At 70.6% G+C, this 24332-nt stretch carries 21 protein-coding genes; 9 read left to right on the forward strand and 12 right to left on the reverse strand.

Annotated elements, in window-relative coordinates; translation table 11 throughout:
* Window positions 1-19 precede the first annotated feature (19 nt).
* The 4 genes from G3I71_RS00095 to G3I71_RS00110 form a co-directional block, all read right to left on the reverse strand.
* A complete protein-coding gene (locus tag G3I71_RS00095) occupies window positions 20-805 on the reverse strand; it encodes an SDR family NAD(P)-dependent oxidoreductase (RefSeq protein WP_343242793.1) in 786 nt (261 codons plus the stop codon).
* A complete protein-coding gene (locus G3I71_RS00100) occupies window positions 802-2034 on the reverse strand; it encodes an amino acid deaminase/aldolase (protein ID WP_164311764.1) in 1233 nt (410 codons plus the stop codon). Before G3I71_RS00100 ends, G3I71_RS00095 begins: the two co-directional genes overlap by 4 nt.
* Entirely contained in the window at window positions 2031-2861 is an 831-nt protein-coding gene (locus G3I71_RS00105) for an SDR family NAD(P)-dependent oxidoreductase (RefSeq protein ID WP_164311765.1), read from the reverse strand. Before G3I71_RS00105 ends, G3I71_RS00100 begins: the two co-directional genes overlap by 4 nt.
* 107 nt (window positions 2862-2968) lie before the next feature.
* Window positions 2969-3943: an SMP-30/gluconolactonase/LRE family protein gene (locus G3I71_RS00110; protein ID WP_164311766.1), complete on the reverse strand. Its 975-nt coding sequence runs from the start codon at window positions 3941-3943 to the stop codon at window positions 2969-2971.
* Window positions 3944-4115: 172 nt separating this feature from the next.
* On the opposite strand from G3I71_RS00110, the gene G3I71_RS00115 reads away from it, so the two are divergent.
* From G3I71_RS00115 to G3I71_RS00140, 6 genes are all read left to right on the forward strand, one after another.
* Window positions 4116-4709, forward strand: coding sequence for a TetR/AcrR family transcriptional regulator (locus G3I71_RS00115; RefSeq protein ID WP_164312037.1), 594 nt, complete (start codon window positions 4116-4118; stop codon window positions 4707-4709).
* An 81-nt stretch (window positions 4710-4790) separates the two neighbouring features.
* Window positions 4791-5948 carry an alpha-hydroxy-acid oxidizing protein gene (locus tag G3I71_RS00120; RefSeq protein ID WP_164311767.1) on the forward strand — a complete coding sequence of 386 codons (1158 nt, stop codon included), beginning with the start codon at window positions 4791-4793 and terminating at the stop codon, window positions 5946-5948.
* A gap of 177 nt (window positions 5949-6125) precedes the next feature.
* Window positions 6126-7274 (forward strand): ABC transporter substrate-binding protein, encoded by a 1149-nt coding sequence (locus G3I71_RS00125; RefSeq protein ID WP_164311768.1) that lies wholly within the window; start codon window positions 6126-6128, stop codon window positions 7272-7274.
* A 191-nt stretch (window positions 7275-7465) separates the two neighbouring features.
* A complete protein-coding gene (locus tag G3I71_RS00130; RefSeq protein WP_164311769.1) occupies window positions 7466-8725 on the forward strand; it encodes a sensor histidine kinase in 1260 nt (419 codons plus the stop codon).
* Window positions 8722-9387, forward strand: coding sequence for a response regulator transcription factor (locus G3I71_RS00135; RefSeq protein ID WP_164311770.1), 666 nt, complete (start codon window positions 8722-8724; stop codon window positions 9385-9387). The genes G3I71_RS00130 and G3I71_RS00135 overlap by 4 nt, the downstream gene beginning before the upstream one ends.
* Before the next feature lie 540 nt (window positions 9388-9927).
* Window positions 9928-10293, forward strand: a complete 366-nt coding sequence (locus G3I71_RS00140) for a cupin domain-containing protein (protein WP_164311771.1) — start codon at window positions 9928-9930, stop codon at window positions 10291-10293.
* 8 nt (window positions 10294-10301) lie between these two features.
* Here G3I71_RS00140 and G3I71_RS00145 read toward each other — a convergent pair whose 3' ends face one another.
* The 8 genes from G3I71_RS00145 to rhaI form a co-directional block, all read right to left on the reverse strand.
* Entirely contained in the window at window positions 10302-11681 is a 1380-nt protein-coding gene (locus G3I71_RS00145; protein WP_164311772.1) for a VWA domain-containing protein, read from the reverse strand.
* Window positions 11678-12535, reverse strand: coding sequence for a MoxR family ATPase (locus G3I71_RS00150; protein WP_164312038.1), 858 nt, complete (start codon window positions 12533-12535; stop codon window positions 11678-11680). The genes G3I71_RS00145 and G3I71_RS00150 overlap by 4 nt, the downstream gene beginning before the upstream one ends.
* Before the next feature lie 161 nt (window positions 12536-12696).
* Window positions 12697-13353, reverse strand: a complete 657-nt coding sequence (locus G3I71_RS00155) for a lactate utilization protein C (RefSeq protein WP_164311773.1) — start codon at window positions 13351-13353, stop codon at window positions 12697-12699.
* Complete coding sequence (locus G3I71_RS00160; protein ID WP_164311774.1) at window positions 13350-14831, reverse strand: LutB/LldF family L-lactate oxidation iron-sulfur protein; 1482 nt, start codon at window positions 14829-14831, stop codon at window positions 13350-13352. Before G3I71_RS00160 ends, G3I71_RS00155 begins: the two co-directional genes overlap by 4 nt.
* The gene (locus G3I71_RS00165) at window positions 14828-15583 is read right to left on the reverse strand and encodes a (Fe-S)-binding protein (RefSeq protein WP_164311775.1); all 756 of its coding nucleotides are present in this window, start codon (window positions 15581-15583) and stop codon (window positions 14828-14830) included. The genes G3I71_RS00160 and G3I71_RS00165 overlap by 4 nt, the downstream gene beginning before the upstream one ends.
* Before the next feature lie 72 nt (window positions 15584-15655).
* On the reverse strand, window positions 15656-17107 hold the full coding sequence (locus G3I71_RS00170; RefSeq protein WP_164311776.1) for a rhamnulokinase family protein: 1452 nt from the start codon (window positions 17105-17107) through the stop codon (window positions 15656-15658).
* Window positions 17104-19143 carry a bifunctional aldolase/short-chain dehydrogenase gene (locus G3I71_RS00175; protein WP_164311777.1) on the reverse strand — a complete coding sequence of 680 codons (2040 nt, stop codon included), beginning with the start codon at window positions 19141-19143 and terminating at the stop codon, window positions 17104-17106. The genes G3I71_RS00170 and G3I71_RS00175 overlap by 4 nt, the downstream gene beginning before the upstream one ends.
* Window positions 19144-19304: 161 nt before the next feature.
* Complete coding sequence (gene rhaI, locus G3I71_RS00180; protein WP_164311778.1) at window positions 19305-20465, reverse strand: L-rhamnose isomerase; 1161 nt, start codon at window positions 20463-20465, stop codon at window positions 19305-19307.
* Window positions 20466-20753: 288 nt separating this feature from the next.
* Here rhaI and G3I71_RS00185 point away from each other — a divergent pair, with 288 nt between their 5' ends.
* From G3I71_RS00185 to G3I71_RS00195, 3 genes are read left to right on the forward strand one after another with little or no spacing between them, the layout of a single operon-like run.
* Entirely contained in the window at window positions 20754-22271 is a 1518-nt protein-coding gene (locus G3I71_RS00185) for a sugar ABC transporter ATP-binding protein (protein WP_164311779.1), read from the forward strand.
* A complete protein-coding gene (locus tag G3I71_RS00190) occupies window positions 22268-23308 on the forward strand; it encodes an ABC transporter permease (RefSeq protein WP_164311780.1) in 1041 nt (346 codons plus the stop codon). Before G3I71_RS00185 ends, G3I71_RS00190 begins: the two co-directional genes overlap by 4 nt.
* Complete coding sequence (locus tag G3I71_RS00195; protein WP_164311781.1) at window positions 23301-24296, forward strand: ABC transporter permease; 996 nt, start codon at window positions 23301-23303, stop codon at window positions 24294-24296. Before G3I71_RS00190 ends, G3I71_RS00195 begins: the two co-directional genes overlap by 8 nt.
* Window positions 24297-24332 lie beyond the last annotated feature (36 nt).

The raw sequence follows: 24332 nt of genomic DNA on the forward strand, positions 1-24332 counted from the left end.
ACGGTCCTCGCAAGGGCCGCTACCGCGAGGCCAGCAGCCGCAGCACCCGGTCGGAGGCCGGCGCGGGCAGGGCACGCAGCGCGCGCACCAACGCCGTTGTCCGCCAGGGGAAACAGGCCTGCGCCGGTTCCCGCTCCAGGGCGCGTACGACGTACCGGGCCGCGCGCTCCTGAGTGACCTGGAAGGGCTTGGGCAGGCCGTCCGCGTCGACCCGGTCCGTACCCACGAAGCCCGGGTGGATCGAGGTGAACCGGATGCCCCTGGGCGCCAGTTCGACGCGCGCGGCGTCGATGAGGGTACGGACGGCCGCCTTCGCCGCCGAGTACGGGCCCTGGCGGGGGATGCCCATCAGCCCCGCCAGGGAGTTGGTGTGGGCGATCAGCCCGCCGCCGCGCTGCTCGCTCAACTGCCGGATCAGCGGGATCAGATAGTTGACGACGACGTCGTAGTTCAACGCCATGATCCGGGAGACGTCCGCCGTGCTCACCCGGTCCATGGCCATGTCCGGTCCCTGACCGGCGTTGAGCAGCGCGATGTCGATCGTGCCGAACTCCGCGACGGCCGCCGCCACGACTCCGGCCGCCGCCTCCGGGTCCAGGGCGTCGGCGGCGATGTCGAGGCAGGCGCTGCCCGCGGCCCGTACCTCCTGGGCCACGGCGGCCAGTTCGGGGGCGCGCCGGGCCGTGAGGACGAGCCGGTTGCCCGCCGGGGCGAGCCGCCGGGCCACCGCGGCCCCGATGCCGGAGGAGGCGCCGACGATCAGGACGGTCCGGCCGGTGATGGCGGTCGTGGCTGTGGCGGTCACAGGAAGTGGTGGCCCTCACCGCGGAAGGTGGGCACGGTGTAGACCACCGCGCCGCCGCTGACCAGGTGCAAGTCGCCGATGCGCTCGCACAGTTCACCGGCCTTGGCGTGCCGCAGCCACACCCGGTCCCCGATGTTCAGCACGCTCGCGGCCTTGCCCACCAGAGGGGTCTGCACCTCCCCGAAGGACTCGGTGGCGGTGACACGCAGCCCCAGAGGCCAGGCCAGCGTGGGCAGCCGGTCCTTGCCGAGCGGTCCGGACGCCACCCAGCCGCCGCCCAGGAGCGTCGCGACCGACGGCGAGGGACGGCGTACGACGGGCAGCACGAAGTACGCGGCCGGGACGGGCCGGAAGGCGCGGTAGAAGTCGAACAGCCCCGGACCGTACAGGCCGGAGCCCGCCGCGAGTTCGGTGACGGAGTCCTCGCGTGTCGTGGTCTCCAGGCTGCCCGTGCCGCCGCCGTTGACGAACCGCAGCGGTGTCACGGCCCGTACGGCCGCGACCGCGGCTTCCCGGCGGTGGCTCAGCTCCTCGACGGAGGAACGCTGCATCGCCCGCACCACGGCCCGCTTGATGGCGTTGCCGGGCTGGTTGTCGCCCATGCCGGCGACCTGACCCTCGTACCCCATGATGCCCGTCAGCTCGAAGCCCGGACGGGACACGATCTCGCGCGCGAACGTCTCCGCCTCCTGCGGGGTGTGCACCGGGGACCGGCGCGGCCCCAGGTGGAGCCGGCCGCCCGCGAGGCGCAGAGCCGCGTCCAGTTCCAGGCAGACCTGGATACGGGTCCGGCGGGGCCCGGTGGCGGCGTCGATCAGGTCGAGGTGCTCGACGCAGTCCACCATCAGGGTGATGCGGGAGGCGAGCCGCTCGTCGGCGGCCAGTCGGCGCAGCGCCGTGCGGTCGGCGGTGGGGTAGCCGACGACGATGTCGTCGAACTCCTCGGCCAGCCACAGGGCTTCGGGCAGGGTGAAGCCGAGGATGCCGTCGAATCCCGGGCGGTCCAGGGCTCGCCGGATGAGGGCGCGGGAGCGCAGTGACTTGCTGGCCAGCCGGATCGGCTTGCCGCCCGCACGGCGTTCCAGGTCGCGGGCGTTGGCGTCGAAGGCGTCCAGGTCGATGACGCCGAAGGGGGGTTCGAGGCCGGCGGTGGCCGCCCGCAGGCTGTCGAAGTGACTTTCGGTCGCGGGGGCCGAAGTGGCTCTGGGTGTGGTGGTGTTGACGCTCATCGGTTGCTGTCTCCTTGTTCGGGTACCGCCGTCGGCGCCGGGACGAGTCCCGTGCTGCGGCGCTTGGCCATGGCTGCCACCTTGGGGATCACGAAGCGCATCAGCCGGGGGAACACACCGGCGACCCGCTGTACGCGTCCGCCGATGGCGGGGTGGACGATTTCGACCGGCTTACGCACGATGGCGTCGACGATCACCGAGGCGACCTTCTCGGGAGTGAGGGGCTTCTCGGCGAAGGTGATCACCGCGCTGGGATCGGCCATCTCCTGCTCCAGCATGGGAGTCAGGGTGCCGGGCGGATGGATGATGCTGAAGGTCACGGGGCCTTCGCGTTCCTCGATGGCCACGCTGTGGTGGAAGGCGCGCAGCCCGTGCTTGGTGGCGCCGTAGGTGGTGTAGCCGGGCAGCGGCAGGAACGAGCTCATGCTGCAGATGGTGATGATGTGCCCGTGGCCCCGGGCCCGCATCCGGGACAGGGCAGCCATCATGCCGTTGATCGGACCGAGCAGGTTCACCTCCACCATGTGCCTATGCTCGGCCGGCGACAACTGGCGTGCGTACCCGGTGTGGATGATCCCCGCGTTGTTGACGAGCACGTCGACCGGGCCGAGTTGGTCCGCCACAGCGTCCAACGCCAGCTCCCACGCGGCCTCGTCGCGGATGTCCAGCTCGAACGCCCGGGCGGCGGAGCCCAGTTGATCGGCGATCCGGGTCGCGCCGGGCAGGTCGATGTCGGCGAGGGCGACGTGGTGGCCCCGGCGTACCGCCTCGCGCGCGGTCGCCGCACCGATGCCGCTCGCGGCGCCGGTGATCAGGACGACACTCACTGAGGTCTCCCGTGACGGGCGCCCGTGGTCGGGGGAGGGGCGCCGTCCGTTCGCTGTCCGTGCATGGTAACTCCCGGTAAAATAGGCCGAGTTGACGAAGGGCACGCTCAGGATGGCAGGACGTACGCCTCCAGCCGCGATCCACCCAGCCGGGCCGCCTCCACCGGGTCGTCGGTCGGTGTGGTGGCCGCGTACAGGGTGTTGCCGTCTGGCCCGGCGACCAGGCAGCTCAGAGTGCGCTGGCTGGTGGAGACGCGGTCCAGGACCGCGCCGCCGGGGCCGACCCGGACACACTCGCCGCGCAGCGCGTTGGCGACCCACGCGGTGCCGTCACGCCCCGGTGCGATGCCGTCCGGGGCGATGGGACTGGCGGAGCGGTCGGCGATCGCCGGGAGGTCGAGGAGGGCGGAGACGCGCCGGGTGACGCGGCCCAGCAGCCCGGGGTGGTTGAGGGCCCGCCACAGGGCGGACGGGATCAGCGGCGCCCAGGGCCGGGGAGGTCCGAGGCGCCCGTCGGGCAGTACGGGGAGTGCGCTGAGGCGCATCGCCAGGGTCTCTGCGACCAGTAGCGTGGACTCGTCGTCGAGCAGGAACAGGCCGTTCGGGAACGCCAACGGTTCGCTCAGGCCCAGCAGTTCGCCCTCGGGGGAGAAGCAGGCGAGGGGGGTTCGGGGCGGTCCAGGCGGTACGTAGAGCATCGAGTTGGGCTGTCGGCGGACGAAGCCGTGGTAGTCGAAGCCGAAATTGCCCACGTAGGCGCGGCCCAGCCGGTCGACGAACATGTCGTTGACGGGACCCCCTGCGATGTCCTTGAGGTCGGCGTGGACGACCAGGCTGCCGTTCGGCTCCCGCCGGTACACACAGTGGCCGTCCATCGAGACGACCAGCATCCGCCCGTCGGGCAGCCAGCCCAGACCACCGGCCCGGCCCGGGACCTCCGCCACCGTCTCCGGCTCGCCCCGGGTGTCCCAGCGGTGCACCGTCCCGTGGGCGAGGTCGCAGAACCACAGGGCGTCGTCGTGCCAGCGCAATGACTCCAGGACTCCGAATCCGTCCAGGACAACTGTGGCTCTCGGTCGCACCCCTGCCTCCTGAGGCTGCTCTTGCCGACGTTCGGTTCACGCTACGGTGGCCCAAAGCAGAGAAGTAAGTCAAGCGTCCTGGACAACTGACTTACTTCTCTGGCCGACTGGTTATCCTTAACGGACGAATCCACAGGTGAGACCGGTGCGGAGAGGAGAGCGCGTGCCCCGCATGGCGGCGAGCGACCGGAGGGCCGAGCTCCTTGAGGCGGCGATCCGGGTCATGGCGCGCGACGGCGTGGCCAAGGCCACCACCCGCGCGGTGGTCACCGAGGCGGACATGACCCTCGGGGCCTTCCACTACTGCTTCGAGTCCAGGGCGCAACTGCTCGAACTCGTCACCGAGACCCTCACCGAGCGGTACGTCGCCGAGGTCCGCGGCCTGTTCGCCCCGCACAAGGACATCCGTGACAGCGTCCTCGACAGCCTGCACGCGTTCTGGAAGGGATTCGAGGCCAACCCCGGCGAGCACCAGATCAGTTACGAACTCACCCAGTACGCGCTGCGCAACCCCGGCTTCGAGGATGTCGCCGGCAAGCAGTACGAGATCTTCCTGCGCGCCTTCGTGGGCCTGCTCGAACTCGCCGCGGACAACGCCGCGATCGAGTGGACCCGACCCGTGCCGGTGCTCGCACGGTACGTCCACTCGACGATCGACGGCCTCAACATGACCTGGCTCGTCGACCGCAACACCGCCGACAGCCAGGCCGCTCTGGAACTGCTCGCCGATCACCTCCTCCTGCACGCCCGGCCACGGGCTGTCTGAGCCGCGACCTGTCCGAGCCGCGAATCGCCTGAGCCGCGAGCCGCGATGCGAGCCGCTTGACCTGAGCGAAAGGGTGACCGCATGGCGTTCGCCGACTACCAGAACGAGATCTACCTGAACGGGCTGGGCGGTGTCCTGCCCTCTTTCCCCATGGAGTTCGCCGAGCTGGCGGAGCGGGCCCGGGCCGCGCTGCCGCCGTCCGTCTGGTCCTACGTCGCCGGGGGCGCCGGCGACGAGCACACCCAGCGGGCCAACGTCGCCGCCTTCACCCGCTGGGGCCTGATCCCGCGCATGTTCGTCGGTGCCGCCAGGCGCGACCTGACCGTCGAGCTGTTCGGCACGACACTCCCGTCGCCGGTGTTCCTCGCCCCGATCGGTGTCATCGGCCTGTGCGCCCAGGACGGACACGGCGACCTGGCCACGGCCCGCGCCGCCGCCCGTACCGGAGTCCCGATGGTCGCCTCCACCCTGTCCGTCGACCCGCTGGAGGACGTGGCCGCCGAACTCGGCGACACCCCCAGCTTCTTCCAGCTCTACACCCCGACCGACCGGAACATCGCCGAGAGCCTCGTCCACCGTGCCGAGCGGGCCGGGTACCGGGGCATCGTCGTCACCCTCGACACCTGGATCACCGGCTGGCGCCCGAGGGACCTCGCGACCGCCAACTTCCCCCAGCTGCGGGGACATTGCCTCGCCAACTACACGAGCGACCCGGCCTTCAGGGCCGCGCTCGGACGACCGCCCGAGGAGGATCCGCAGGCCGCGATCCTCCACTGGACCCAGGTCTTCGGCAACCCGCTCACCTGGGACGACCTGGACTGGCTGCGCTCGCTGACCGACCTGCCCCTGATCGTGAAGGGCATCTGCCACCCCGAGGACGCGCGCCGGGCCCGCGACGCGGGAGTGGACGGCATCTACTGCTCCAACCACGGCGGCAGGCAGGCCAACGGCGGCCTCCCCGCCCTCGACGTCCTTCCCGCCGTCGTCGAGGCCGCCGGCGAGCTGCCCGTCCTCTTCGACTCCGGTGTCCGCAGCGGCGCCGACATCGTCAAGGCCCTCGCCCTCGGCGCGACGGCGGTCGGTATCGGCCGCCCGTACGCCTACGGCTGCGCCCTCGGCGGCACCGACGGCATCGTCCACGTCCTGCGCGCCCTGCTCGCCGAGACGGACCTGATCATGGCCGTGGACGGATATCCGTCCCTCAAGGACCTCGTCCCCACCGTGCTCCAGGCCGTCTGACCGCCCCGGTCACCCCGGTCGCCCCGTTCACCTCGGTCACCCCGTTCAACCGATCGGTTGAACGGGAGTTCATCCGGCGGCTCTCCACCACGCTCCGTACAGCCGACGCGAGGACCCTCTCGCCCGCGTCAGGATCGAACCCCCAGCACAGCTCCCCCCCATCGAGAGGCCCGCAGAGTGTCCAGTTTCCTCAGCCGACGACGTGTACTCGCCACCGGAGCCGGAGCGGCGCTCGGCGTCGGTGCGCTCGGTGCCACCGGGACCCCCGCCGCCGCGGCCTCGTCCGCCGGATCCCGCTCGGCCACGGGCGCCGAGGAGACCCGGACCCTCGACGAGCTGTACCGGGCCGCCCTGGCCGAGGGCGGCAAGCTGGTCATCTACGCGGGCGGCGATGTCGACAGTCAGGGCAACGGCATACGCGCGGGCTTCGCGGCCCGCTTCCCGGAGATCGACCTCAAGGTCGTCGTGGACTACAGCAAGTACCACGACGTCCGCGTCGACAACCAGTTCGCGACCGACACCCTCGTCCCGGACGTCGTCCAGCTCCAGACCCTCCAGGACTTCACCCGCTGGAAGGGACAGGGCCGCCTGCTGCCCTACAAGCCGGCGGGCTTCTCCAAGGTGTACGACGGTCTCAAGGACCCGCACGGCGCCTGGACCGCCATCGCGGTGATCGGCTTCAGCTACTCGTACAACGTCGCCGCGGTCGGCGCCGACGCCCCGAAGTCCCCGCTCGACCTGATCGACCCGAAGTGGAAGGGACAGATCGCGTCGTCCTACCCGCACGACGACGACGCCGTCCTCTACCTCTTCAAGCTGTACGTGGACCACTACGGCTGGGACTGGGCCGCCAGGTTCGCCGCCCAGGACGTCCGGTTCGCCCGCGGCAGTCACACTCCGGGGCTGGCCGTATCGGGTGGGCAGAAGGCGCTCGGCGTCGGCGGCTCGGGCTCGCTCGTTGCGCCGTCCACGGCAGCCTCCCGGTGGGCCGTCGCCGAAGGGCACCCGTTCATGGCCTGGGGCCAGCGGGCCGCGATCCTCAAGCAGGGCCGGAACACGACGGCCGCCAAGCTCTACCTCAACTGGCAGCTCGCCACCGACCGGCAGCAGAGCGCGTTCAACGGCTGGTCGGTACGGACGGACGTCACCCCCGCCGGTGGTCTGAAGCCTGTCTGGACGTACCCGAACGCCAACCTCGACGGCTTCCCCCGCTTCATGGCCGACCGGGCGCAGATCGAGCGCTGGAAGCAGACGTTCGCGCTGTACTTCGGTGAGGTCAAGGGGGAGCCGACCCCCGGTTCGTTGGGGCTGCATCCCGGGGTGTAGTCGGTTCTTGGCCGCGGGCACGGTGGGGTCTGGTCGTGCCCCGCGGCGGAGCCGCATATCGATACAGCCCCGCGCCCCTTCAGGGTCGCGGGGAACCGCCGGTTTCTGCCGTCTCTTCACAGTGGTCATACAAGCGGTCGATAGAATCGGGGCCCTGTTCGATTGGATCAGTCTGCCCAAGGGGATCTGCCGTGTCCGACCGTCTCCCCGTCCGCGGCAGTCGGTTCACCCTGGAACACGTGTCGCATCTGGCGTTCTTCGTCATCGTGGTGTCCGCGCTGCTGCAACTCACGCGACTCAACAGCGAGTTGTGCTGGTACATCGCGACGGTCAGCGGGTTGCTCGCGCTCACCTACACGGGCGGAGTGATGCTGTGGGACCGGCTCGGGGCGGTGGGGCGAGCGGCCTGGATTCCGGTGCTGCTCGCGCTGTGGGGCCTCCTTCTCTTCCTCGTCCCGGCCGCGCTGACGTCCGCCTTCGTGTGGTGTGCCCTGCCGTTGGCGTGCGCCGCGCAGCGCGTGCTCGGCCGCCGGTCCGCGACCGCGGCGCTCGCCCTGATCACCCTTGTCCTCGTCACGGCACTGGTCGGGGCCGACGGCCGGTTCGTGATCGACACGGTGCTGGTGCCCGTGGCGGCCGTCTGGGCAACCGTCGCCCTCTACCGTGCCCAGCAACGGGACGCCGAGGCGCGCCGGCGTCTCGTCGAGGAACTGCGCGACACGCGTGACCTCGTCGCCCGGCAGCAGCGCCGGGCGGGTGTGCTGGCGGAGCGGACGCGCATCGCCCGCGATCTGCACGACACCCTCGCCCAGGAACTCGCCGGCGGGCTGATGCTGCTCCAGGCCGCCGACCGAGACTGGGACGACCGCCCGGACGTGGCACGCACGCGCGTGCGCGCGGTCGCCGACGGGCTGGGCACCAACCTCGCCGAGACGCGCCGCATGATCGGGGACCTCACCCCGTCCGCCGTCGCCGAGACCGGCCTCGAAGGTGCGCTGCGCGTACTGTGCGCCCGCTCCCAGGCCGACGGGACCGCGGCGCAGGTACGGTTCCGGGCGGTCGGCGACCCCCAGCCCGTCCTCGACGAACATGCCGCCACCACCCTGTTCCGCGTCGCGCAGAGCACGCTGGCGAACGTCCGCGAACACGCCCACGCGGTGAACGTGCAGGTCACCCTCAGCCGACGGCAGCCCGACCGGGTGGACCTCGAAGTCAGCGACGACGGCGTGGGGTTCGACCCGGCCGAGGTCCTCGCGCGTACGTCGCAGGGCCAGGGCCGAGGCTTCGGACTGCCCGCGGCGCGCGCCCGGCTGCGCGAGTACGGCGGTGACCTGGACGTCAGCGGCGCGCCGGGCCGGGGCACCCGGATCCGGGCCACGGTCTCCGCGCGGCCCCGGCCGCAGACGGCTGCCGGGCCCGTCGCGGCCGTTCCCGCGGCGACCGCCCGATGACCACGGACCCGCCCGGCGCGGCCGAACCGCTGCGCGTCCTGATCGCGGACGACCACGCCGTCGTACGGGCCGGTCTGCGCGCGCTTCTGGGAGGTGAAGCCGACATCGAGGTGATCGCCGAGGCCGGCAGTGGTGAGGAGGCGGTCGCTCTGGTCGCCCGGATGCTTCCCGATGTCGCGCTGATGGACCTCCGGTTCGGGAGTCCGGGGGGTGGGATCGACGGGATCGAGGCGATCCGACGGCTGGCCGCCGAGGCGCCCGGTGTGGCAGTGGTGATGCTGACCAGCTATGCCGGACGGGCCGATGTGGTGCGGGCGTTGGAGGCGGGCGCCCGGGGTTATGTGCTCAAGGCGGGCCCGCCCGAGGAGCTGTTCCGCGCGGTGCGCGGGGCCGCCGCCGGGGCGCTGGGGCTGGCACCGGAGATCGTCGGGGAACTCGTCGGGCAAGTGGTCAGCCCGGCGCAGGAGTTGAGCGGACGCGAGGTCGAGGTCGTACGGCTGATGGCCGAGGGGCTCAGCAACCGGGCCATCGCCGGGGCCCTGTTCCTGAGCGAGGCCACCGTCAAGACGCATCTCGTGCGCGTCTACCGCAAGCTCAAGGTCGACAACAGGGCGGCTGCGGTCTCGGAGGCCGTGCGCCGGGGCGTACTCGAACTGACCTGACGCGGAGGTGAGTCGGAGGAGTGCCAGGGCCGTCCGGAGGCCATCCCGGGCGGTGAGCCAGTCCTCGTCCGCCCAGGTCACCGTCTTGCGGGATGCGTGATCCGTAGTTGCCGGACTCGTCGACGCGGGCACGGACACTCGCGTGCACCCGGGCGTGCGGGGGCAGTCGGGCGGCGCCGGTAGGTCAGCAGGGCCCAGACCCGGCCCATCCGGCGCACCGTGCCCAGCGCGTACGTCGGGCCGACCGTCACCTCGCGCCGGTACGCCCCGGGCCGCACGGCAGGAGACCTATGCCGTCGGGTGCGAGGGCGCCGTCCACGACCCACTTGAGGGCGACGGCGGTAGTCCTCGAAGGTGCCGCCGACGTCCGAGTGGACGGTGACGGCGCCGGAGCCGGACGCGGAGGACGGCTTCGTGACCTTCGAACTCTGACACCGCAGGTCGCTCGGATGGCGGCCCCGGCTTGACAGGCGGACGATGGAAGGGAGCGGAAGGAAACAGGGGGCCGACAGTCATGGAGGGGAATGGGAGGCAGCGGACATGCTGGAGATCAAGACGGTCGAGAAGCCGGACGAGCGGCGTGATTTCCCCCGGGGACACCTCGAAGCCGTACACATGACAGGCCTCGACTTCGCCGTGGGAACCTTCGAACCGGGCTGGCGGTGGTCCGAGTGCGTCGGGCCCGTCGTGGGCACGAGCAGCTGCGAGATCCACCACAACGGTTACGTCGTCCAGGGCCGGATGGGCATCCGCATGGATGACGGCGGCGAGGGCGAAGTCGGCCCCGGCGACGTCTTCGTGTGTCCGCCCGGGCACGACGCATGGGTCGTCGGCGACGAACAGGTCATCGTCCATGACTTCGCGGGCGGCATGGCACAGGAGTACGCGAAGCCGCCGGGAAGCTGACCTTCGGCTCACACGGGGAGCAACCGGCCGATCAGTGCGCCGAGTTGGAGGGCGTTGCGGCACTCGCGCATCTCCACCAGCTCGGCGTAGGCGGGCGCGGCCGAGTCGCCCGTGCCCCACTGTGACCGTGCCTCGGGGTTCAACCAGTACACGCGGCGGGCCCGTTCGGCCAGCTGCCGTACGGCGGCGAGGTTCGGGTCGCTCATGTTCGTACGGGCGTCACCCAGCACGAACACGGTCGTACGCGGGCCGACCGCGTCGGCGTACCGCTGCGTGAACTCGCCCAGGGCGACGCCGTAGTCGCTGCTGCCGTGCCAGCCGGTCAGGGTCGCCTCGGCGCGGATGCGGGCGCCCAGCCCCTCGGCGTCGGCGGCGCCGTGCACCAACAGGCCGGTCACCTCGTCGACGCGATTGACGAAGGCGAACACGCGGACCTTGCTGAACTGGTCGTGCAGCGCCTGCACCAGCAGCATCGTGAAGTCGGAGAACCCGGCCACCGAGCCCGACACATCGCACAGCAGCACCAGTTCGGGCCGGGCGGGCCGGCGTCGGCGCAGTACGGGCCGCATCGGCACCCCGCCCGTCGACAGCGACGCACGCACCGTGCGCCGCAGGTCGATCGAGCCGCGTGCCGCCTTACGGCGGCGCGCCGCCAGCCGGGTGGCCAGCTTCCGCGCGAGCGGCTGAACAGCCCTGCGCAGTTCGGCCAGTTGGGCGCGCCCGGCGACAAGGAAGTCGACCCGGTCGGCGGTCGGCGCCACCGCCCGCCGGGCGATCTCGTCCCGGCCGCGCCGCTCGGCCACCCGGCGCCGCGCCTCAGCGCCGACCAGCCGCCGGAACTCCTCGATCCGCCGCCGGATCTCGTCGTCGAGGAGTCGGTCGGCGAAGCCCGGGTCCGCGGTCCCCTCCCGGAGACTCGCCCGCACCCGGGCCAGCAGCGTCTGCGGCCGGAGCCGGTCCAGCGTCTGGTACGACGACCAGCCGTCAGACCCCGGCGAGGAGCCGTACCCACCGAAACCGTCGACGGCCTCGGTGGCCAACCGGGCCAGCAGTGCCTGGTCGTTCGCGGCCAGCGCGGCGGCGAGCCGGTCGCGCAGTTCGTCCCGCTCCGCGGGCTCCGTACCGGGCGCTCCGACACCCCGGGGAAAGTACAGGTCGAAGACGGGGTCGAACACCGGGCGCTGGTCCGTGCCGTGCAGCAGGGTCGCGGCCAGCCCTTCGCGCAGCAACTCCCGGTCGGTGAAGCCGAGTACGGCCACCGCCTGGGCCGCGTCCACGGTTTCCCCGGTGCCGATCCGCACACCGTGCGAGCGCAGCGCCCCGACGAGCCCTGTCAGCCGTTCGGTGACGCCCGCACCAGAACCGCCGTGCGCGGACCGCGCGTTCACATCGCGTCCAGGTCCAACTTGGCGCTCGCCTTGAGGATGTCGTCCTGGTGCTTGAGGAGAACGCCCAGGCTGTCCCGTACGACCGTCTCGTCGAGGGTGTCCGCCCCCAGGGCCAGCAGGGTGCGGGCCCAGTCGATGGTCTCGGAGACCGACGGCACCTTCCGCAGGTCCATCGCGCGCAGCGCGCCCACCACCCGCACCACCGAGTCGGCCAGCGCCGCGTCGAGTTCCGGCACTTTCAGCCGTACGATGCGGCGCTCCAACTCGGCGTCCGGGAAACCGATATGGAGGAAGAGGCAGCGGCGGCGCAGGGCCTCGGACAGCTCACGGCTGGCGTTGGAGGTGAGGACGACGAAGGGGCGGCGGGTCGCGGTGATCGTGCCCAGCTCCGGGACCGTGACCTGGAAGTCGGAGAGCACCTCCAGGAGCAGCCCCTCCACCTCGACGTCCGCCTTGTCGGTCTCGTCGATCAGTAGAACCTTGGGCTCGTCGCCGCGAATGGCGGTCAACAGGGGCCGGGGGAGCAGGAACTCCTCGCTGAAGATGTCCGTGCGCGCCGCGTCCCACGTCTCGTCACGGCCCGCGCCGATGCGCAGGAGCTGTTTGGCGTGGTTCCACTCGTACAGCGCCCTGGACTCGTCGACGCCCTCGTAGCACTGGAGGCGGATCAGCTCGGCGCCGGCGATCTCGGCGACGGCCTTGGCCAGCTCGGTCTTGCCGACGCCGGCCGGGCCCTCCACCAGGAGCGGCTTGCCGAGGCGGTCGGCCAGGAAGACCGTGGTGGCGACGGCGGGCGAGGCCAGATATCCGGTTTCGGCGAGGCGCGCGGAGACGTCGTCGACGGATGTGAACAACGGGGCCTCCAGCGCGGGCACGAACAGGTTCCAAGTCGCTATCTAAGCGCTTGTTCACCGCTTGTGTCACGTATGAATCCGCAGAACGGCACTCACGACGGCACTCCGGGACGGGGGCCGGCCGCCGAAGCGCCCGACCACTCAAGCCCGTTCACGCCCGTTCAGATGGAACCTTCACCGCCCACCAGGACCACCTCCAGCGTGCGCGGACCGTGCACCCCCTCGACCCGGTCCAGTTCGATGTCACTGGTCGCGGACGGACCGGAGATCCACGTCAACGGCCGTGCCGGGTCCAGGAGTTCAAAGGCCTGGGGTACGGAGGAGACGACCTGGTCGGGCACGCGGACGACGCAGATGTGGTGGTCGGGGACCAGGGTGATCCGGCGGCGGCCCTGGTCCGGACCGCCGTCCAGGACGATGGTGCCGGTCTCGGCGATGGCGAGGGCGCAGGCCGTGACGACGCTGTCCACCTCGTCCAGGTCGTACGCGGTGCTCACCGCGCTGTCCTCGACCCGGGCGGTGTCCGTGGCCGACAGCCACTCCGGCGGGAGCCCCGGCGGTACGACCACTGACGCCGACCCGTGCGCGGCCAGTATCCCGGCGAGGACTCCCGGGAGCTCGCCGGTGGTGCATCGGTGGACGATCGCCCGGTAGTCCGCCAGGTTCTCGGCGAGGAGTTCGACCGTCTCCTCGACGCTCCGGTTTCCGTGCTCGCGCACATAGTCGCGATCGACGGCCTGCTCGTACGGCGTGTCGTCGCGGGGCACATCGGAGAGTGCGCGCCGCACCCGGGCCAGGATCAGATCGCGGCTGTTCACTTGCGGGTGTCCTTTCCGCCGTTCGTGCGCTGCCACCAGTCGCGGAACGGCTCCGCCGGTACGGCCGGCAGATCGCGGGTGCCGCTCCAGGCCCTGCCGGGGCCGGGCAGGGTGCGGGGGTGGAAGCGCCGGGTGCGGGAGGCGAGGCGCTGGCCGGTACGCAGGGCGCCGGGATGGCTGAACGCCCAGCGGGCGGCGCGCATCGCGGCCCGCTCGGCGGCGTGCCCCTTCGCGGGCTTCAGGACGACCTTGTTGCCCTCCCGGGTGGCCGGCCCGCCCTGGGCGATGCGCTCGCGCAGGTGCACCAGCACCTCCGGGATGTCGATGGCGACCGGGCAGACCTCGTAGCAGGCCCCGCACAGCGAGGAGGCGTACGGGAGCGAGGCGTCGATCTCGCTCGCGGTGCCCCGGAGTTGAGGGCTGAGGATGGCGCCGATCGGGCCGGGATAGACGGAGCCGTAGGCGTGGCCGCCGGCCCGCTCGTACACCGGGCAGACGTTGAGACAGGCCGAGCAGCGGATGCAGCGCAGGGCCTGGCGGCCGACCTCGTCGGCGAGGGTGTCGGTGCGGCCGTTGTCGATCAGGACGAGGTGGAAGGTCTGCGGGCCGTCGCCGTCCGTGGTGCCGGTCCAGGTCGACGTGTACGGGTTCATGCGTTCGGCGGTCGAGGAGCGGGGGAGGGTCTGGAGGAAGACTTCCAGGTCCTGCCAGGTCGGCACGATCTTCTCGATGCCGACGACCGAGATGAGCGTCTCGGGCAGGGTCAGGCACATCCGCCCGTTGCCCTCGGACTCGACCACGACCAGGGTGCCGGTCTCGGCGACCATGAAGTTGGCGCCGGAGACGCCCACCTTGGCGCGCAGGAACTTCTCCCGGAGGTGGAGCCGTGCCGCCTCGGCCAGTTCGGCGGGCGTGTCGGTGAGGCCCTCGGGGGCCGGGCGGCCCCACTCGCTCATCTCGCGCGCGAAGATGTCCCGGATCTCGCCCCGGTTGCGGTGGATCGCAGGGACGAGGATGTGCGAGGGCCGGTCCTTGCCCAACTGCACGATCAGCTCGGCGAGATCGGTCTCGTAGGCCGCGATGCCCTCGGCCTCCAGGGCCTCGTTCAGCCCGATCTCCTGCGTGGCCATCGACTTGACCTTGACGACCTCCGACTCACCGGTCATCCGCACCAGGTCGACGACGATCCGGTTGGCCTCCTCCGCGTCGGCGGCCCAGTGCACGACACCGCCGGCCGCCATGACCGACTCCTCCAACTGCACGAGATAGCGGTCGAGATGACGGAGCGTGTGGTCCTTGATCCGCTTGCCCGCCTCGCGCAGCTCCGCCCAGTCGGACACCTCGGCGACGGCTTTCGCCCGTTTCCCGCGGATCGTGTGGGTGGCGTGGCGCAGATTGGCGCGCAGGGTCTTGTTGTTGACCGCCTCGTGGGCCGCCTCGGGAAAGGCCGGCATCCCGACGAACGTACCGCCGCTCATACGCTCGGCTCCTTTTCCGTGCTCGCCAGGATCTCCGCGATGTGCACCGGCCGCATGCCGGTGCTCAGCCGGGTCATGGTCCCGCCGATGTGCATGAGACACGAGTTGTCGGCGGCGCACAGCACCTCCGCCCCCGTCGACTCGGCGTTGCGCACCTTGTCGGTGCCCATCGCCGCCGAGACATCGGAGTTCTTCAGCGCGAACGTGCCGCCGAAGCCACAGCACTCGTCGGCCCCGGGGAGCTCGCGCAGCTCAAGCCCCTTGACGGCCTGGAGCAGCTTGAACGGCCGGTCGGCCAGCCCGAGGCCGCGCAGCCCGTGGCACGTCGGGTGGTAGGTGACGGTGTGCGGGTAGTAGGCGCCCACGTCCGTCACCCCCAGCACGTCCACCAGGAACTCCGTCAGCTCGTACGTCTTCGGGACCACGGGCGCCAGCGTGGCCGCCAGTCCGTCCCCGCGCCCCTCGGCACGCGCCCGCTCACCCATCCGCGGATACAGCTCGCGCACCATCGCGCCGCACGACCCGGAGGGCGTGACGATCGCCTCGTACCCCCCGAATACATCGGAGAAATGCCGGGCGAGAGGCTCGGCCTCGTGTCGGTACCCGGTGTTGTAGTGAGCCTGCCCGCAGCAGGTCTGCGCCATCGGGAAGTCGACGTCGACACCCAGCCTGGTCAGCAGTTTCACTACGGCGCGGCCCGTGTCCGGATACAGCGTGTCGTTGACACAGGTAAGGAACAGGGCGACACGCATCGCGGCTCCTAGCGATCGATCATCGGATGAGTGAAGGGTACGCGGAGGCCGCGTGGTGGGGGAATCCCCGTCTCATCGGGCTTCGGTGAGACGGGCCTGGGCCGCACGCCAGGCCGCCGGGTCGCCGGACGGCTCGTAGCGGGTCAGCGGCTGGGTACGGGCGAGCAGCCGGCGCATGTCCGTACGGTCGCCGACGAGGCCGTGGGCCCTCGCCTGGACGAGGACGTTGCCGAGCGCGGCGGCCTCGGCCGGACCCGCCACCACCGGCAACCCGCAGGCGTCGGCGGTGAGTTGGCACAGCAGCGCGTTGCGTGTCCCGCCCCCGACGATGTGCACGGCGTCGACGGAGTGCCCGGCGAGCCGCTGGGCGTCCGCCACCGCCCGCCGATGGGCGAGGGCGAGGGAGTCGAGGATGCAGCGGGTGATCTCGCCCGGAGTCCCGGGCACCGGCTGCCCGGAGACCCGGCAGGCCTCGGCGATCCGCTCCGGCATCCGTCCCGGCGCCAGGAACGCCGCGTCCCCCGCGTCCACCACGGACCGCAGCCCCGGTGCCTCGCCCGCCGCCCGCAGCAGGTCGCCCAGGTCGGGGTTCCCCCAGGCCCGTACACACTCCTGGAGCAGCCACAGCCCCATGATGTTGCGCAGATAGCGGACCGTGCCGTCGAGCCCCAGCTCGTTGGTGAAGTTGGCGGCCCGGCTCTCCTCGGAGAGGACGGGCGCCTCCAGCTCCAGGCCGGCCAGGGACCAGGTGCCGGTGCAGATGTAGGCGAACCGCTCGTCCACCGCCGGCACGGCCGCCACCGCGGAGGCGGTGTCGTGCGACCCGACCGTGGTCACCGGCACCGGTCCGGTGAGGCCGGTCTCCTCCAGCACCTCGGCCCGCAGCACACCCGCCGGATCACCGGGCCGGCGCAGAGGTGCGAACAGTCCGAGGTCGATGTCCAGTCTCCGCGCGATGTCATGGGCCCAGTCACGCGTGCGGGGATCGATCAGCTGGGTGGTGGAGGCGTTGGTCAGCTCGGTGCCGGCCTGGCCCGTGAGCCAGTACGTCAGCAGATCGGGGATGAGCAACAGACGCTGTGCGGCGGCCAGTTGGCGCGTGCCACGGGCCGCCGTCAGCTGGTAGAGGGTGTTGAAGGGTGCGTACTGCAACCCGGTCGCCGCGTACAGTTCGGCGGCCGGGACGGACGCCCACACCTTCTCCGCGACGCCCTCGGTGCGGGCGTCGCGGTAGTGCACCGGGTTGCCGAGCAGGGCGCCGTCGGCGTCCAGCAGGCCGTAGTCCACGGCCCAGCTGTCGATGCCGACGGAGTCGACCTGCCCGGCTGCCCGCAGCCCGTCGAGCACACCCCCGTACAGCGCGAGAACGTCCCAGCGCAGCCCTTCGGGCACCCGTACGGGCCGGTTCACGAACCGGTGCGCCTCGGCCAGCTCCAGCGTGTCGGGCCCGACGCGGCCGACCATGACGCGTCCACTGGACGCGCCGAGGTCGACCGCGGCGTACGACTTCACGGTCTGCGTCATCGCAGGAAGGCGGCGGCGACGCCGGCGTCGACCGGCACGTGCAGCCCGGTGGTGTGCGTGAGCTCGCCGCCGGTGAGCGCGAACACGGCGTTGGCGACGTGCTCGGGCAGTACTTCGCGCTTGAGGATGGTCCGCTGGGCATAGAACTCGCCGAGCTTCTCCTCCTCGATCCCGTACGTCGCCGCACGCTGGGCACCCCAGCCGGCCGCGAAGATCCCGGAGCCGCGCACCACGCCGTCGGGGTTGATGCCGTTGACCCGGATGCCGTGCTCGCCCAGCTCGGCGGCGAGCAGCCGCACCTGGTGCGCCTGGTCGGCCTTGGTGGCGGAGTAGGCGATGTTGTTCGGTCCGGCGAAGACGGCGTTCTTGGAGGCGATGTAGATGATGTCGCCGCCGAGCTCCTGCGCGATCATCACCCGCGCCGCCTCACGCGAGACGAGGAACGAACCGCGCGCCATGATGTCGTGCTGCAGATCCCAGTCCCGCGCGGTGGTCTCCAGCAGCGGCTTGGAGATCGAGATCCCCGCGTTGTTCACGACGAGATCCACCCCGCCGAAGGCCAGCACGGCGGCCCGGAACGCCTCCGCGATCTGCTCCTCGCTCGTCACATCGACGGTGACGGCGACCGCCTTGTCCGCCCCGCCCAGCTCCTCCGCCACAGTCTGGGCGTTCTCCGCGTTGAGGTCGGCGACGACGACACAGGCACCCTCGGCGACCAGCCGCTCGGCGATGGCCTTACCGATCCCGCTGCCCGCACCGGTGACGAGAGCGACCCGAGTGGCCAGCGCCTTCGGCTTCGGCATCCGCTGGAGTTTCGCCTCCTCCAGGGCCCAGTACTCGATCCGGAACTTCTCCGACTCCTCGATCGGCGCGTACGTCGAGACCGCCTCGGCCCCGTGCATCACGTTGATCGCGTTGACGTAGAACTCACCGGCCACCCGAGCGGTCTGCTTGTCCTTGCCGAAGCTGAACATGCCCACGCCCGGGATCAGCACGATCGCCGGGTCGGCGCCGCGCATCGCGGGGGAGTCGGGCAGGGCGTTGCGCCCGTAGTAGGCCGCGTACTCCTCGCGGTACTCGGCGTGCAGTTCCTTGAGGCGCGCGATGGCCTCGTCCAGGGGCGCGGCGGCCGGCAGGTCGAGGACGAGCGGCCTGACCTTCGTGCGCAGGAAGTGGTCAGGGCAGGAGGTACCAAGGGCCGCCAGCCGCGGGTGCTCGCCGCGCGACACGAAGTCCAGCACGACGTCCGAGTCGGTGAAGTGCCCGACCTGAGGCTTGTCCTGCGAGGCGATGGCCCGCACGTACGGGGCGAGCGCGGCGGCCCGCTCACGCCGCTCCTCGGGAGCGAGGGCCGCGTACCCCTCGATCACCGGGCCGAACGGCTCGGCCTTCCCGCGCTCGGCGAGGAACGCCTCGGCGGTCCGGATGATGTGCAGCGAGTTCTTCTCGCACTCCTCGGCGGTGTCGCCCCAGGCGGTGATGCCGTGGCCGCCGAGGATGCATCCGATCGCCTGAGGATTGGCGGCCTTCACGGCGGCGATGTCCAGGCCGAGCTGGAAGCCGGGGCGGCGCCACGGCACCCACACCACGCCGTCCCCGAAACACTCGGCGGTCAGCTTCTCCCCGTCGGCCGCGCAGGCGATCGCGATACCGGAGTCGGGGTGGAGGTGATCCACGTGCGCGGCGTCGACGAGCCCGTGCATCGCGGTGTCGATGGACGGAGCCGCCCCACCCTTGCCGTGCAGGCAGTAGTCGAACGCGGCGACCATCTCGTCCTCGCGCTCGACGCCCGGATACACATCCTTGAGCGCGTGCAACCGGTCCAGCCGCAACACGGCCAGCCCACCCTCGGTCAGGGTCCCCAGGTCACCCCCGGACCCCTTCACCCACATCAGCTCGACATCACCCCCGGTGACGGGATCGATGTCGGTCCCCTTCGCGGACGTGTTGCCACCCGCGTAGTTCGTGTTACGCGCGTCAGCACCAAGCCGACGAGACCGAGAGATGAGGGCGGCGGCTTCGGGATGGGTAGCCATGCGAGATCAATCCTTACGTGACAATTTCAACGAGGGCGAGGACAGCGCCCTGACAGGGGCGCGGGGCTGTATCAATTTGCGGCTACCGCCGAGTGGGCGCGACAAGCCACAACGAACCGGTGGTCCGCGACGAACCGAACCGGGCAGACGAGACGCGGAAGTCACGCCCCCCAACCGGCCTGCTCCCCACCAACCCTCTCCGCAACGATCTTCGAACCCCACCCGGACCGGGCATACGCAGCGATCGGGTCCCCGTCCAACCCCAGCTCCTCCCGAACCTCCACAAGCAACGGCCGCACATCCGTGTTGTACGCGTCCATCAAAACCGCGTTGGCACTGAGAACGTCCCCCGAGCGCTGAGCAACAGCCAACGCCGTCTTGTCAACAAGGAGCGCCTTCGCCGTCGCCTCCTGAACATTCATCACCGACCGGATGATCGCCGGAATCTTCGCCTCGATGTTGTGGCACTGGTCCAGCATGAACGCGACCTCGGGCACGAACCCCCCGCCGCGGATCACCTCGTACATGATCCGGAACAGCTGGAACGGGTCCGCCGAACCGACCATCAGGTCGTCGTCCGCGTAGAACCGCGAGTTGAAGTCGAACGCGCCGAGCTTCCCCTCGCGCAGCAGCGTCGCGACGATGAACTCGATGTTGGTCCCGGGCGCGTGGTGCCCGGTGTCGACCACGACCTGTGCCTTCGGGCCGAGCTTGAGGCAGTGCGCGTAGGCCGTGCCCCAGTCCGGGACGTCGGTCGCGTAGAAGGCCGGCTCGAAGAACTTGTACTCGAGGAGCATCCGCTGATCGTCGCCGAGCCGCTCGTACACCGCGGCCAGCGCCTCGGAGAGCCGGTCCTGCCGTTCACGGATGTCGTCCTGACCGGGATAGTTCGTCCCGTCGGCGAACCACAGCTTCAGGTCCTTGGAACCGGTGGCGTCCATGATGTCGACGCATTCGAGCAGATGGCCGAGCGCCTTGCGCCGCACCACCGCGTCCGGATGGCAGATGCTGCCGAGCTTGTAGTCGTCGTCCTGGAAGGTGTTCGAGTTGATCGCGCCCAGCTTCAGGCCGCGCTCCCCGGCGTACTTGGCAAGGGCCGCATAGTCCTCGACCTTGTCCCACGGAATGTGCAGGGCGACGGTCGGGGCCACACCGGTGAAGGCGTGCACCTGGGCGGCGTCGTCCAGCTTCTCGAAGGGGTTCCGGGGGACGCCGGGCTGGGCGAACACCTTGAAACGGGTCCCCGAGTTCCCGTACGCCCACGACGGCGTTTCGATGGCCTGGGCCTTGAGAGCGGCCTTCACCGCGCTGAGCTCGGTCACTTCAGGACTCCTGTGGCATCCGGTCGGAACGACTGCTGGGAATCAGCACGCGGAACGACGATCTGATGAAACGATTCAGAACGGGAAGCTATGAGCCCTCCGGAGGGGTGTCAAGCCCTCTGGCTGATTCGGACTACCGTGACTTGCCTGTGACCTTCAACTATCGAAAGAAATTCGATACGGACCCATTGACGTGACATGGCTCCCGTGTCTAACGTCCCGGCAACCCAGTTGAAACCTTTCACGACGTCGTGAGGCCAGTCCCACCGGCGTCGTCGAGGAGCCCTCATGACCCACCCGTCCGACCCGGGGCCGGCCCCTGTGCTGGCACTCAAGGACATCTCGAAGTCCTTCGGTGCGGTGCGTGCCCTGCGGGATGTCTCCATGGAACTGTTTCCCGGCGAAGTGCACGCACTCGCCGGTGAGAACGGCGCCGGTAAGTCGACCCTCATCAAGACGCTCGCCGGAGTGCACCGACCGGACGCCGGCCAGGTGCTGCTCGACGGCGCGCCCGTCGTCTTCCACGGTCCCGGTGACGCCCGCGACGCGGGTATCGCCGTGATCTACCAGGAGCCCACGCTCTTTCCGGACCTCTCGATCGCCGAGAACATCTTCACGGGCCGCCAGCCCCGGCGCGCCCTCGGCAGGATCGACCACAAGGCGACCCACGCGGCGACCGCCGCCCTGATGCGGCGACTCGGCGTCGAACTCGACCCCGACCGTCCCGCACGCGGCCTGTCCATCGCGGACCAGCAGATCGTCGAGATCGCCAAGGCGCTCTCCTTCGACGCCCGTGTCCTGATCATGGACGAGCCGACCGCGGCCCTCACCGGCAGCGAGGTGGCCCGCCTCTTCGGCGTCGTCCGCACCCTGCGCGAACAGGGCGCCGCCGTGCTGTTCATCTCGCACCGGCTGGAGGAGATCTTCAAGATCTGCCAGCAGGTGACGACCCTCCGTGACGGTGCCTGGATCGCCAGCGAGCCGCTGGAGGGCATGACGGAGGACGATCTGGTACGCCGGATGGTCGGCCGCGACCTCGACGAGCTCTACCCGAAGCAGGAAGTGGAGGCCGGCGAGGTCGCGCTCAGCGTGCGCCGGCTGACCCGCGAGGGCGTCTTCACCGACGTCTCCTTCGAGGTCCGGCACGGCGAGATCGTGGGCCTCGCCGGACTCGTCGGCGCCGGCCGCACAGAGGTGGCCCGGGCCGTCTTCGGCATCGACCGCTGGGACGCGGGCGAGGTCGAGGTGGACGGCACCCTGCTGACGAACGGAGCGCCCTCCACGGCCATGGCCGCCGGGCTCGCCCTCGTCCCCGAGGACCGGCGCGCCCAGGGCCTGGTGATGGACATGTCCATCGAGCGGAACATCGGCCTCACCGGCCTGCGTACGACCGTCAGGGCCGGACTGATGGACCGGGGCGCCGAGCGCAGCCGCTCCCTCGACTGGGCCGTCAAGCTCCAGGTGAAGTACGCCCGTATCGCCGACACCGTCAACACGCTGTCCGGCGGCAACCAGCAGAAGGTCGTCCTGGCCAAGTGGCTCGCCACCGGCCCCCGGGTGCTGATCGTCGACGAGCCCACCCGTGGCATCGACGTCGGCACCAAGGCCGAGGTGCACCGCCTGCTCAGCGAGCTGGCCGCCGACGGTGTGGCCGTGCTGATGATCTCCTCCGACCTGCCCGAGATCCTCGGAATGGCCGACCGCGTGCTCGTGATGTACGAGGGCCGCCTCGCCGCCGAGATCCCGCGCTCCGAAGCAACCGAGGAAACGGTGATGGCCGCAGCCACCGGGAGGGCCGCCGCATGACGGTGACCGCTCCCAACCCCGCCCCCGCCGCCGAGGTGCCCAAGTCCAGCGGCACCCGGCTGGTGGACCGCGTGTTCAAGATGCGCGAACTCGCCATCCTGGTCGTCTTCCTGGTGATGATCGCCGTCACCCAGGCCGGCAACAGCGAGTTCCTGTCCGAGCAGGGCATCAAGGACCTGCTGCTGAACGCGACGATCCTCATCCTGGTCGCCACCGGCCAGTCGCTGGTGGTCATCACCCGCAACGTCGACCTGTCGGTCGGCTCCACGCTCGGCATCAGCGCCTTCGCCGCCGGCGTCTACCTCCAGGACGGCGGAAACCCCGTCGTGGCCATCGCCCTGGCCGTCCTCCTCGGCATCGGCTTCGGGCTCCTCAACGGACTGCTCGTCAGCTTCGGGCAGGTACCCGCCCTCGTCGTCACCCTGGGCACGCTCTACATCATCCGCGGCATCGACTCCATCTGGGTCGGCTCCCGGCAGATCACGGCGGCCGACCTTCCGGACGGATTCGTCAACTTCGGCTCCAGCGGCATCTCGGCGGTCCCGTATCTCGCGCTGATCGCACTTGCCGTACTGATCGCCACCGCCTACTACCTCAGGCACTTCGGCAGCGGCCGTGAGCTGTACGCCCTCGGCTCCAACCCCGAGGCCGCCCGGCTCGCCGGTATCCCCGTACGCAAGCGGATCCTCACCGCGTACACCTTCTGCGGCGGACTCGCCGGACTCGCCGGCGCGCTCTATCTCGCGCGGTTCGGCAACGTCGACTCCAGCACGGGCAACGGGTACGAACTCACCGTCGTCAGCGCGGTCGTGGTCGGCGGTGTCGTCTTCACCGGCGGCTCCGGCAGCGTCTACGGTGCCGCGCTCGGCGCGCTGCTGCTGACCTCCATCAACAGTGTGCTGCCCGCCCTCGGCGTCAGCTCCGTATGGGTGATGGCCATCAACGGCATCCTGCTCATCCTCGCCATCGCGGTCGACCGGATCGTCGCCCTGCGCGTGGCGTCCGCCCTGAAGAAGAGGAACGCCCGCCATGGCTGACTCGTCGCTCGCGCGCGCCATCCGCGGGATCTCCTTGAAAAGGTGGGACTCGGCCGTCGGCGTCCTCCTCGTCGTCGTCCTGTTGCTGTCCTTCGGGTTCGTGGACGGGTTCGGCAACGGGCTCAACCTGTCCTTCCTGATCGGCAACACCCTCCCGATCGCGCTCATCGCGCTGCCCATGACCCTCCTCGTCGTCTCCGGCGAGATCGATCTGTCCGTCGCCTCCACCGCCGGTCTCTCCGGCGCGGTGATGGGCGCCCTGTGGAACCAGGGCCTGACGATCGAGGTGATCATCCCGATCTGCCTGCTCCTCGGAGTCGTCTGCGGGCTGATCAACGGGCTGCTCGTCACCCGGCTCGGGCTGCCCTCCCTCGCCGTCACCATCGGCACCATGGCCGCCTACCGGGGCATCGCACAGATCGTGCTCGGCTCCGACGCGGTGACCGACTTCCCCACCCAGTACCTGGACTTCGCCGCCGGACGCATCGGGGACACCTTCGTCCCGTACGCCCTGCTGCCCTTCCTCGTGCTGCTCGCGATCGCCGTGGTCGTGCTGCATGCCACCCCGTTCGGCCGCTCGCTGTTCGCGATCGGCGCGAACGAGGAGGCGGCCCGCTTCGCCGGCCTCCGGGTCAAGCGACAGAAGCTGATCCTGTTCGCGGTGACCGGTCTCACGGCCTCCCTCACCGGGATCTTCTGGGCGCTGCACTACGCCAGCGCTCGCTATGACAACGCCACGGGGCTTGAACTCTCCGTCATCGCTGCCGTGTTGCTCGGTGGGATCGACTTCGACGGGGGGAAGGGCACGCTCGGTGGCGCGATTGCGGGAGTCTTCCTGCTCGGTGCGCTGCAGAACGTGATGAGCCTTCAGGACGTTTCCGCTCAATCACAGATCGTCGTCACCGGGATCCTGCTGGTTCTCTCCGTGCTTGGACCTCGGGTCGCTCGGCAGGTGTCACTGGCCCGGGCGTCTCAAAGGCTGACGTAGAAGGCCGTTTGCAAGCTGCGGGCCCGTTGTGGCTGG

The sequence above is a fragment of the Streptomyces sp. SID12501 genome, from assembly GCF_010550245.1.
GTDB lineage: Bacteria > Actinomycetota > Actinomycetes > Streptomycetales > Streptomycetaceae > Streptomyces.

Coding starts and splice junctions, on each gene's coding strand:
- G3I71_RS00195 (WP_164311781.1), top strand. CDS start 23,301: ATGGCTGACTCGTCGCTCGCGCGCGCCATCCGCGGGATCTCCTTGAAA.
- G3I71_RS00135 (WP_164311770.1), top strand. CDS start 8,722: ATGACCACGGACCCGCCCGGCGCGGCCGAACCGCTGCGCGTCCTGATC.
- G3I71_RS00100 (WP_164311764.1), bottom strand. CDS start 2,034: ATGAGCGTCAACACCACCACACCCAGAGCCACTTCGGCCCCCGCGACC.
- G3I71_RS00115 (WP_164312037.1), top strand. CDS start 4,116: ATGGCGGCGAGCGACCGGAGGGCCGAGCTCCTTGAGGCGGCGATCCGG.
- G3I71_RS00190 (WP_164311780.1), top strand. CDS start 22,268: ATGACGGTGACCGCTCCCAACCCCGCCCCCGCCGCCGAGGTGCCCAAG.
- G3I71_RS00140 (WP_164311771.1), top strand. CDS start 9,928: ATGCTGGAGATCAAGACGGTCGAGAAGCCGGACGAGCGGCGTGATTTC.
- G3I71_RS00160 (WP_164311774.1), bottom strand. CDS start 14,831: ATGAGCGGCGGTACGTTCGTCGGGATGCCGGCCTTTCCCGAGGCGGCC.
- G3I71_RS00175 (WP_164311777.1), bottom strand. CDS start 19,143: ATGGCTACCCATCCCGAAGCCGCCGCCCTCATCTCTCGGTCTCGTCGG.
- G3I71_RS00120 (WP_164311767.1), top strand. CDS start 4,791: ATGGCGTTCGCCGACTACCAGAACGAGATCTACCTGAACGGGCTGGGC.
- G3I71_RS00165 (WP_164311775.1), bottom strand. CDS start 15,583: ATGCGTGTCGCCCTGTTCCTTACCTGTGTCAACGACACGCTGTATCCG.
- G3I71_RS00170 (WP_164311776.1), bottom strand. CDS start 17,107: ATGACGCAGACCGTGAAGTCGTACGCCGCGGTCGACCTCGGCGCGTCC.
- G3I71_RS00185 (WP_164311779.1), top strand. CDS start 20,754: ATGACCCACCCGTCCGACCCGGGGCCGGCCCCTGTGCTGGCACTCAAG.